Source organism: Mesorhizobium sp. M7A.F.Ca.CA.003.01.2.1 (assembly GCF_003998945.1).
Taxonomy (GTDB): Bacteria; Pseudomonadota; Alphaproteobacteria; order Rhizobiales; family Rhizobiaceae; genus Mesorhizobium; species Mesorhizobium ciceri.
The window spans coordinates 1-9,422 of sequence record NZ_RZRA01000083.1 but is presented as its reverse complement, the minus strand read 5'-3'; the positions used below and the strand labels follow the sequence as shown (position 1 = coordinate 9,422).

11 protein-coding genes are annotated in these 9,422 nt (G+C 63.6%); 5 read left to right on the top strand and 6 right to left on the bottom strand.

What is annotated here, in order from left to right; genetic code table 11:
- Positions 1 to 877, bottom strand: an 877-nt coding sequence (locus EN969_RS05960) for an NADP-dependent oxidoreductase (protein ID WP_164758156.1), incomplete at its 3' end; no start/stop codon positions are given.
- A gap of 65 nt (positions 878 to 942) precedes the next feature.
- The gene (locus tag EN969_RS05955) at positions 943 to 1,758 is read right to left on the bottom strand and encodes an oxidoreductase (RefSeq protein WP_063168674.1); all 816 of its coding nucleotides are present in this window, start codon (positions 1,756 to 1,758) and stop codon (positions 943 to 945) included.
- A gap of 103 nt (positions 1,759 to 1,861) precedes the next feature.
- Here EN969_RS05955 and EN969_RS05950 point away from each other — a divergent pair, with 103 nt between their 5' ends.
- Positions 1,862 to 2,431, top strand: a complete 570-nt coding sequence (locus EN969_RS05950) for a TetR/AcrR family transcriptional regulator (protein ID WP_063168675.1) — start codon at positions 1,862 to 1,864, stop codon at positions 2,429 to 2,431.
- Between the two features lie 118 nt (positions 2,432 to 2,549).
- On the opposite strand, the gene EN969_RS05945 is transcribed toward EN969_RS05950, so the two are convergent.
- The 4 genes from EN969_RS05945 to EN969_RS05930 all read right to left on the bottom strand — a co-directional run bounded on the left by EN969_RS05945 (position 2,550) and on the right by EN969_RS05930 (position 5,037).
- Positions 2,550 to 3,419: a sigma-70 family RNA polymerase sigma factor gene (locus tag EN969_RS05945; protein WP_164747167.1), complete on the bottom strand. Its 870-nt coding sequence runs from the start codon at positions 3,417 to 3,419 to the stop codon at positions 2,550 to 2,552.
- Between the two features lie 62 nt (positions 3,420 to 3,481).
- Positions 3,482 to 4,240, bottom strand: coding sequence for an SDR family oxidoreductase (locus tag EN969_RS05940; protein ID WP_063168676.1), 759 nt, complete (start codon positions 4,238 to 4,240; stop codon positions 3,482 to 3,484).
- A gap of 245 nt (positions 4,241 to 4,485) precedes the next feature.
- Complete coding sequence (locus EN969_RS05935; RefSeq protein ID WP_013530509.1) at positions 4,486 to 4,683, bottom strand: hypothetical protein; 198 nt, start codon at positions 4,681 to 4,683, stop codon at positions 4,486 to 4,488.
- A gap of 120 nt (positions 4,684 to 4,803) precedes the next feature.
- The gene (locus EN969_RS05930; protein ID WP_013530508.1) at positions 4,804 to 5,037 is read right to left on the bottom strand and encodes a hypothetical protein; all 234 of its coding nucleotides are present in this window, start codon (positions 5,035 to 5,037) and stop codon (positions 4,804 to 4,806) included.
- 412 nt (positions 5,038 to 5,449) lie between these two features.
- Here EN969_RS05930 and EN969_RS05925 point away from each other — a divergent pair, with 412 nt between their 5' ends.
- The 4 genes from EN969_RS05925 to EN969_RS05910 are packed head-to-tail and all read left to right on the top strand — an operon-like array spanning position 5,450 to position 9,338.
- Complete coding sequence (locus tag EN969_RS05925) at positions 5,450 to 6,454, top strand: substrate-binding domain-containing protein (RefSeq protein ID WP_063168677.1); 1,005 nt, start codon at positions 5,450 to 5,452, stop codon at positions 6,452 to 6,454.
- Positions 6,451 to 7,452, top strand: a complete 1,002-nt coding sequence (locus tag EN969_RS05920) for an ABC transporter permease (protein WP_063168678.1) — start codon at positions 6,451 to 6,453, stop codon at positions 7,450 to 7,452. Before EN969_RS05925 ends, EN969_RS05920 begins: the two co-directional genes overlap by 4 nt.
- Entirely contained in the window at positions 7,449 to 8,213 is a 765-nt protein-coding gene (locus EN969_RS05915) for an ATP-binding cassette domain-containing protein (RefSeq protein WP_063168679.1), read from the top strand. The genes EN969_RS05920 and EN969_RS05915 overlap by 4 nt, the downstream gene beginning before the upstream one ends.
- Positions 8,214 to 8,252: 39 nt before the next feature.
- A complete protein-coding gene (locus EN969_RS05910) occupies positions 8,253 to 9,338 on the top strand; it encodes a Gfo/Idh/MocA family oxidoreductase (RefSeq protein WP_063170299.1) in 1,086 nt (361 codons plus the stop codon).
- The last annotated feature ends 84 nt before the right edge of the window (positions 9,339 to 9,422 follow it).

Below are 9,422 nucleotides of genomic sequence, written 5' to 3'. Positions count from 1 at the left end.
GCGATGCGATCTTGCTCAGCTGCTCGCCCTGCGCCCACATGAAAAGGAACGAGAACGTCACGCCACGGCGCTTGGCTTTCGCTCGAATACCGCGGCTCAGCAGGCGAAGCACCAGCCTCAGCACCACGTTCAGTCCCTTTTCCCTGGCAAATTCCGGATCCGGTGGGCCGGAGATGGAGATGAGCTTGCCACCCGGTTTCAGCACATTCAGTGATTTTTCAAGTGTCTTGGCGTCCTGGCTGTTCAAGACGACGTCGTAGCCCGAAAGGACTTTCTCGAAATCGTCTTTCCTGTAGTCGACGACGATATCGGCGCCGAGCCCCTTGACCAGACCGGCACTCGCCGCGCTGGCGGTGGTCGCAATGGTCGCGCCGAGATGCTTTGCCAGTTGGATGGCGAATGTCCCCACGCCGCCGGAACCGGCTTGAATGAAGACCTTCTGTCCCTTCTTCAGCTTGGCCCTTTCGACGAGCGCCTGCCAGGCGGTCAGGCCGACCAGCGGGATCGAGGCCGCCTCCTCCATGCTGAGGTTCCCGGGTTTCAGGGCCACGTCGGCTTCATCCATGGCTATGAACTCGGCGAACGTCCCGATCCGGCCATCGCGCGGCCGCGCATAGACGTCGTCGCCCAGGTCGAATTTGCGGACTTTCGATCCCACGCGCACAACCCTCCCGGCCACGTCGTGACCCAGGATGAAGGGCCAGCGATAGGGCAGGATCAGCTTGAACTCTCCGGTTTTGACCTTGGAATCGAGCAGGTTCACCGCCGCGGCGTGGACCTCGACCAGGACATCGCTGTCCCCGAGTTTCGGCTCCGGCATTTCGGCTAGCCGCAGAGTGCCGTTCTTGCTGTACTTGTCGACGACGAATGCCTTCATGGCAGTGACTTTCTGAGAGTGATTTTGGTGTGTCGCATGTGCGTGAAATCCTCTGCTCGCTGTGTTCAAACGGGCAGGCGGAATTGTTTCCGCAGGCTCTTGTCGAATATCCCCGCGGGAGCAAAGCGACGCAGCAGGCTGACCTGGCGCGCAGCCTTGCCGGCGGTGTAGCGCCGTTGCGGACGGGCATCGGTCGCTGCCTTGACGACCACTTGCGCCACCATTTCCGGCCGGTCGGCGACAGGCATCACGTCGCGAAGCAGCGCTTCCAGCGTAGCGCGGGCCTGATCGTATTCCTGCAACGGCGAATCCGGCTGGATCCCGTTCTGGTCGAAGACAGTACGAACGAATGCCGGCTCGATGACCGAAACGCGGATGTTGAAGGCGCGAACCTCGTGGTCGAGCGATTCCGAATAGCCCTCGAGCGCGTGCTTGACCGCCGAATAATGCGCTGAATACGGCGCGGGCACCAGTCCCAGCACAGAGCCGATATTGATGATGCGCCCCTCGCCACGCTGCCGCATCGACGGCAGCACCGCATTGGTCATGCGGATGACGCCGAACAGATTGACGTCGAACAGAGCCTGCACCTGGGCAATCGAGAATTCCTCGGCGCCTCCAAGCTGGCCGACCCCGGCATTGTTGACCAAGAGGTCGATCCGGCCGGTCTGCGAGAGCACCGTCGAAACGAGTGCGGCAACGGCCTCACTGTCGGTCACGTCGCAGATCAGCATGATCACCCCGTCCGGATCGTTGCCGGCCTTGCGCCGGCTGGTTCCGAAGACGGTGAACCCGGCCCGCGCAAGGGCTTCGGCACTGGCGCGGCCGATGCCCGAAGAGGCTCCGGTCACAACAGCGGTTTTTCCGGCATTCGTTTTCATTTCGTGCTCCAAACTCATGGGGGCTAGCTTTTTTGCATCTGTTAAATTACAGTCGTAATATCAGATTATGATCATAATGCAATAGCAGAAAGGAATAGCAGCCATGCGCTACGAAAAGGGCAGGAAGGACGCCTCGCGCGGCCGGATCCTGGAGGTCGCCGCGGAACGCTTTCGGAAAAACGGCATAGCGGCGTCCGGACTGGCAACCATCATGGGCGACGCCGGGCTGACGAACGGGGCTTTCTATCCCCACTTTCAATCAAAGGCGGCGCTTGTCCGTGAAACGGTCGCTGCAGCTCTCGAGGATCAATCCGACGAGATACGGCAAGCATTGGCCTCCGGCGGCTTGGCAATGGCCATAGACACATATCTGTCTGCGGCGCATCGGGATAATCCCGGGAAGGGCTGCGCCTCTGCCGCCTTGCTGGCGGAAATCGCCCGCGAGCCACCCGAAACGCGTCAGCTTTATACCGAGCGTTTGCTGACCCAGGTGCGCCAGGTGTCGGTAGAGCTGCCGCCGCAAACTCCTGATCCGGAGGGCGTTGCGTTCGCTATCTTTGCGACCCTCATTGGCACGCTTCAACTGGCCCGTGCCGTGGAGGGAACGGAATTGTCGGATCGTATCCTTGCGGCAGGGAAAGCTGCGGCGCGCGCGCTGATCGAGCAGAGTTAGGGGATGTCACGCGTGGGCACGTCAAAGACATCCTCAGGCGGTGCGACGCCCAGCCCCGCATCGGCCCCTTGGGCAGGAACAGCACCGCCCGTATGATGGTCAGATGCGCGCCCGCTCTTCAGTGCCCGGTGCCGCGACCGAAGGACCTGGCGTCCTTGGCCAGCACCAGCTCGGCATCGTCGGTAACATAGCTGACATAGCGATAGTCGCGGATGAAGCTGATCTGACCTTCTCGCCACTCCAGCCACATGAAATGATGCGGTTTCTGGTCGGCATGGCTTTCGAACACAGCGATCACCTCGCGGCCGTCGAGCCAGGCCGGCGTCAGCCACACGCGGTCGCTTTTGGCGTAGATCGTGAAGAACATGCCGACATCCGCCGCACCCGAGCGCGTCGCATGCAGGGACTGATGAAGCCTGACGTCGTCGGCAAGCAGGGCGCGCAAGCCGTCCCAATCCCGCTGGTTGAACAGGGTCGCATAACGGACCACGGCGGCCGACGCGATACGCGCATCGGGAGCCGAACTGGCCTGCGCACTGACTTCCCTAAGCCGGGCGCGGCCGCGCGCCAAGTGCCCTTTCACCGCATCGACGGTGATGCCGAGCAAAGCAGCGATCTCGGCCAGCGGCTCGTCGAGCACATCTCTGAGGATGACGACGCTGCGCTGGAGCAGCGGAAGCTCCGCGAAGCGCGACACTGCGGTCTGTATAGCTTGCCTGCGCATCAGCATCTCCACCGGGTCGGCTTTGGTGTCGTCGGCAATTTCAAGCGCCGCCTCGATAGGCTCCGCCGCGCGGATCGCGCGGCTGCGCAGCAGGTCAAGCGCACGGTTGTGGGCGACGCGGAACAGCCAGGGCCTGAGCTGCGGCACCTCGCCCAGCTCATTCAGCGCAACGAAGGCTCGCGCAAACGTGTCCTGCACGACATCCTCCCCGTCGATGACCGAGCCCATCAGGCGCGCGCAATAGCGGTGCAGCTCTGGCCGCATCGCGGCGGCAAGGGCAAGCAGCCCTTCCCGTCGGTCGCGGTCCACGGCAGGATCTCGTTCGCTCAAGCCGCAGCCCCCTCCATCACGGTTACGCCCGCGTCGCCATTGAGGCCGAAGACGATCCCCTCGGCATATTGCGGGTCTTCCAGCACGGAAACCACCCTGTCGCCGAAGGTTCGGGGCGGCATCGGCGCACCGAAGCGGGTGACGAATTGTTCGGGCGTGATGCCCATGGATCCGGAATAGGCGCCGGCCGCCGCATCGCCTGTTCCGGTGCCGAGGATCATCTGCCGCGGCACGATCGCCTGAAAGCGGATGCCGAGCTTCTTCTCCAGCGAAACGCCGTTGGCGTACTTCGCCATGAACCACAGCATGCGCTTGGCGCCGCCATAGCCGCCCGACAACTGCGACCCGGTGACGGCGGCACCGCTCGATCCCACCAGAACACGGCTGCCCGGCTTGAGCGGCAGGTTGAGCGCCGCCTGCAGCCAGTATAGCCCGGCCTTGACGTCGGTTTCCCAGGCGATTGAAAAATCTTCCCAGCTCAGTTGGTCCAACCGGCCCATCCGGGGCGTGGCACCAGCATTCAGGACCACGACGTCAGGACGAACCTCGCTAAGAATGCGATAGGCCGCGCCCTCCTCCGCAACGTCGGCGCGGATAGTGGCGACCCCAAGCCGCGCACCGACCGCATCCAGCGCCTCGACGCCACGGGCAACGACGGTCACACTGGCGCCCTGTTCGACCAGCGCCTCGACCAATCCGAGGCCAAGCCCACGGCTGCCACCGGTGACCACGATTTCTTTATTCCTGAGGCTCATCGACCCTGCTCCTTAGCTTCACTGTAGCTAAGACGTTTGAGGGTCGGAAAAAGAGCCAAGGTTTGGCGAGGCGCGCTGTCGCGGCGACGATCCGCGACATGCCGGCAATACTGGCGATCGGGCGGAAAGCTGCCTGTCCGCTTTCGGCCTAAAATGCGATGCCCGATATTGGACGCAGTAAGGTTAGAGGCTGCCGGCGATGAAAGCGCTGCCGGTCCATGCTGCAGCATCCCAGCCGGATATGTTCAGAAGTCGAGAGCGACCATCATGCCGCGGACTTCGGCCATTTCCAGCAGCAGGTCTTGGAGTCTTTCGTCCAGTGCGGCACCGGTCAGCGCCAGAAGCTCGGTGACGCTCTCTCTCATCGATATGACGGCGGCGCCTGTCTTCTCGGCGAGCAGCCGTCCGATGGCAGCTCGGATCAGGTCGTCCTGATCAGACATTGCTTCACCTCCCAACGCACTGCAACCTCCCCTTGCTTTCCATGCCTCACCGCCGCTTTCGACAACAGGGCGTGATTTCCCATACCGTATGATTTTTGATGCGACATCGGGCAGCTTTGCTCATGCCAGCAGATCGTCTCGATGAGCCCGCCAGTCGTTCAACACCGACAATGAGGGCAGGAGCGAAAAATGGCCGGGCTGGACCGTTTCAACCGCTGCAAGCAGTGCCAGAGGCACTTCGTGCCGATAAAGCCCAATGCACACGCCCCCTTTGGCCGTTGCCGGCAATTCCGTGACGGTGTCGAAAATCGAAAACGTACCCGTTGGCTCTTCCACGATTTCGAAACGCCCCACCCCAAACCTCCCTCTGCACAAAAGTAGCGACCAACGCGGACATCCCCCTAGTGGTTCCCTAGGCTGGCAGTTTTTTTCGCGCCTTGGTTGTAGCGCATGCCGGCAGGACAGTCATGCCCGCAGGGCGCGCAGTCAAAAATCGCTACGCACATTTTAAATCTTGACGCGTGTCAATTTTTTATAAAACATGCGCAAACGCCGGCATGGCATCGGCCGGCGCTCTGGGAGGAGCAATGCCTGACATCGAAAAGCGCCCGAACCGGGGCGGCAGTCCGCACATCCCCAAGCTGGCAGCAGTCCGTTGGCGGATCGTCGCGCCAGGGGCCGGGGTCGCTTGCGCGCCGTCGGACATTGCAGTCGCCGGACGGCGACATCGATGCAGCCCATAAAACAATCAGGAGGAGGAAAAACCATGCGCATGTTCAATTGCCTGAAACTCGGCACGAGCCTGCTTGGCGCCGGCATGCTTGCAACCATCGTCTCGGCACCCGCCCACGCCGAGGATGCGGCGAAAGTCGCCGCCATCGTCAAAGGCCTCGACAATCCATTCTTCCAGACCATGCAGAAGGGCATCGAGGAGCAGGCCAAGGCCAACGGCGTCAGTGTCAGCGTCCAGGCCGCCGCCAACATGGGTGACGCCACCGGCCAGGCCGACCGCCTGACCGCCATGGCCATGCAGGATTTCGATTGCTACCTGGTCAACCCGATCAGCGTCTCCAACCTCGTCCAGGCGCTGGTGCCGGTCGCCCAAAAGAAGAAGCCGATCGTCAACATCGACTCGACCATCGACCCCGAGCAGGCCAAGGCCGCCGGCTTTGCCGTCTCGACCTATATCGGCACCGACAACGTCGCCGCAGGCGTGCTGGCCGGCGAAGAGATGCTGAAGCTGGTGCCTAAGGGTTCCAAGGTCGCGCTGGTCGCCGGCATCGTCGGCGATGTCGGCTCCAACGCCCGCATCAAGGGCTTCAGGCAGGCCGTCGAAGGCAAGCTCGAAATCGTGGTGATGGTCAGCGCTGACTGGGATCGCGAAAAGGCGTTGACCGCCGCCACCGATATCCTCGCCGCCCATCCGGACCTCGCCGGCTTCTTCGCCGCCAACGACATCATGGCCCTTGGCGTCGAGCGCGCCGTGCGGACGTCGGGCAAGGACGTCAAGGTGATCGGCCTAGACGGCATTGTCGATGCGCTGAAGTCGATCGCATCAGGCGAACTCACCGCCACCGTCGCCCAATACCCCTATGTCGTCGGCGCCATGGGCGTCGAAGCCTGTGCGGTCGCGGCCAAGGGCAAGGAACTGCCGGCCAACGTGCCGGCACCTGTGCTGTTGATCAACAAGGACAATGCCGAAGCGTCGCTAAAGAATTTTCCGCGTCCCGGCGGCGACTATCCCGATCCCTTCCGCGAGATGCTGAAGTGAGCACACCTGCAGACAACGCGCCCGCCGCCCATTCGGCGGGTGCGGAGGAGAGCCGTCCCTCCCTGGCGGCTCTCCTCCTCGATCCCTCCTTCTGGGCCGACTGGGCATCCGTCGTCGGCCTGGTCGGCCTCGTCATCGTCTTCGGCATCGCCCAGCCGGTCTTTCTCAGCGTCGCCAATCTGCAGGCGCTGCTGCTGGCGGCTGCGATCCTGGTCGTGCTGTCGATCGGCCAGACCTTCGTCATCGCCACCTCGGGCATCGATCTGTCGTTGGCGGCAGCCGTCATGCTCGGCGCCATCATCCTCGGCCTCGTCAATGCCGCCGGCTACGGCATCTTCATCGCCTGCGTGCTCGCGGTTCTCGCCACCAGCGCGGTGGGCTTCCTCAACGGGCTGATCATCACGGCAGGCAAAATCCCCGATTTCGTGGTGACGCTCGGCACGCTGTCGGGCATCACTGGCCTTGGCCTCATCCTGTCGGGCGGTGAACCGACCATGGTCGGCTCGACCTTCCTGCTCAGGCTCGCTTCCGGCTCGTTCGGACCGTTCAGCTATCCCGTATGGGTGGCGATCGCAGCCGTCATCGTCGCCCATATCGCGCTCTACCACACGCGTTTCGGCGTGCATCTGCTTGCCACCGGGGGCCAGGCCGAAAGTGCCGGCGCGCTCGGCATCCGCACCAACCGGGTCAAGATCGCCGCCTATACGATTTCCGGTCTCTGCGCCGGTGTCGCGGCCATTCTCCTGGTCGCCCGCATCGGCTCGGCCGAACCGCAGATCAACACCAGCCTGCTCTTGAATTCGGTGGCGGCGGTGGTGCTGGGCGGCGTCAGCCTGTTCGGCGGCCGCGCCAGCATTCTTGGGCCCGCCATCGGCGCGCTGATGCTCACGGCACTCGTCAATGGCCTGACCTTGCTCAATGTGTCGGCTTTCTACCAACCGCTTGCCGTGGGAGCCATCGTGGTGCTGGCGGCGCTGATCATGCGGTATCAGAAATGAGCGCTCCCCATCACATCCCCGCCGCTGAGGCGATCATCGCCTGCGAAGGGCTGAGCAAGCATTTCGGCGGCATCCGCGCCTTCACCGACGTCGCCTTCCAGGCCCGCCGCGGCGAGGTCACCGCCGTGATCGGCGACAATGGCGCCGGCAAGTCGACGCTGGTCCGCAGCCTGGTCGGCGTGCATCAGCCCGACGCCGGCGATCTGTTCTTCGACGGCCGGGCGCGGCCCTTCGCCAATCCCGACGAGGCGCGCAAGGCCGGCATCGAGACCGTGCACCAGAACCTGGCGCTGATCGACGAACTGACGGTCGCGCAGAACCTGTTCCTCAACCGCGAGATCGTGCGCCGCATCGGTCCCTTCGCTTTCCTCGACCGCAAGGCGATGAAACGCGAGGCCCGTTCCATGCTGTCGCGCCTGTCGATCAACGTGCCGTCGATCAACCAGCGTGTGCGGCGCCTGTCGGGCGGCCAGCGGCAGGCGATCTCGATCTGCCGCGCTGTCGGCTCCGGCGCCAAGCTGGTGGTGATGGACGAACCGACGGCGGCGCTCGGCGTGCAGGAGACGGCCAATGTCGAGGCGCTGATCCGACGCCTGCGCGAGCAGTCGGTCTCAGTCATCCTGGTCAGCCACAATTTCGATCAGGTCCGCCGCCTGTCCGACCAGATCTGGGTGATGCGGGCGGGAAAGATGGCGGCGACCGTGCGCGCCTCGGAGACATCAGGCAACGAGCTCGTCGCGCTGGTCACCGGCGCGGCATAGTCCTGCAGCATCAGACCTGAAATCAAAGGGAGTTTGCCGGTGGCACCAATTCGTGTCGGACTTATAGGTCTTGGAGAGGTCGCCCAGTCGATCCATCTGCCGGTGCTGAGCGATCAGCGCGAGCGCTGGGTGATCGCGGGCGTGTACGACGTGTCGCCCAGCCTGGTGGCGCTGTGCACCTCGCAACACCTGACGGCAAGAACCTTCGAGACGGCCGAGGCGCTAATAGCGTCACCCGACATCGACGCGGTGTTCGTGCTGTCATCCGACGACACCCACAGCCGCTTCGTGCACGCGGCGATTGCTGCCAACAAACATATCCTGCTGGAAAAGCCTGCCTGTCTGACGGTGCGCGAGATCGACGATCTGCTGGCGCTGATGCCGAGTTACGACAAGACCCTGTTCGTCGGCTATATGCGCCGCTACGCGCCGGCCTATCTGGCCGCCAGGGACGAGCTGCCGGCCTTCGCCGACATCACCCATGTCCGCATCTTCGACCTGATCTCGGAGGGCCGGCATTTCCTCAAGAAGAGCCAGAACGTCCTCTATCCCAACGACATAGACCCGGCCCTGCTGGCGCGTGGCGCCAAGGAGCGCGACGCGCTGATCCGCGAAGTCGTCGGTGCCGACGCGCCGGCCGACCTGGTGCGCGCCTATCGCGGGCTGACGGCGCTTTCCTCGCACCACATTTCAGCGATGCGCGGGCTGATCGGCGAGCCGGCGCGCGTGCTGGCCGCGCACCGCACCAATGGCGGCGCCAACACATCGGTCACCTTCGACTATGGCCATTTCGCTTGTCTCTACGACGCGGTGGTCGACGATCTCGGCCTGTTCGACGCAATGATCGAGGTGCGCTCCAACACCAGGCGCGTGCGCATCATCTACGACACGCCCTACATCCGCAGCCTGCCGACGCGGCTGGAGGTCACCGATGCCGGCCCGCTCGGCCCGGTGACGAAAGCCTTCGGCCCTCTCTACGGCGATGCTTTCTCGAATGAACTCGAGATTTTCCACCGCCACATCGCCGAAGGAACAAAGCCGCTGACCGACCTCGCCGATTCCCGCCGCGACCTGGCGCTGATGGCCGAAATCATCGAGCGTATGAAGGAGAGCGGCCAGCGTTGAGGCGCTCCCTACTGCCCTACTGCCCTACTGCCCTACTGCCCTACTGCCCTACTGCCCTACTGCCCTACTGCCCTACTGCCCTAC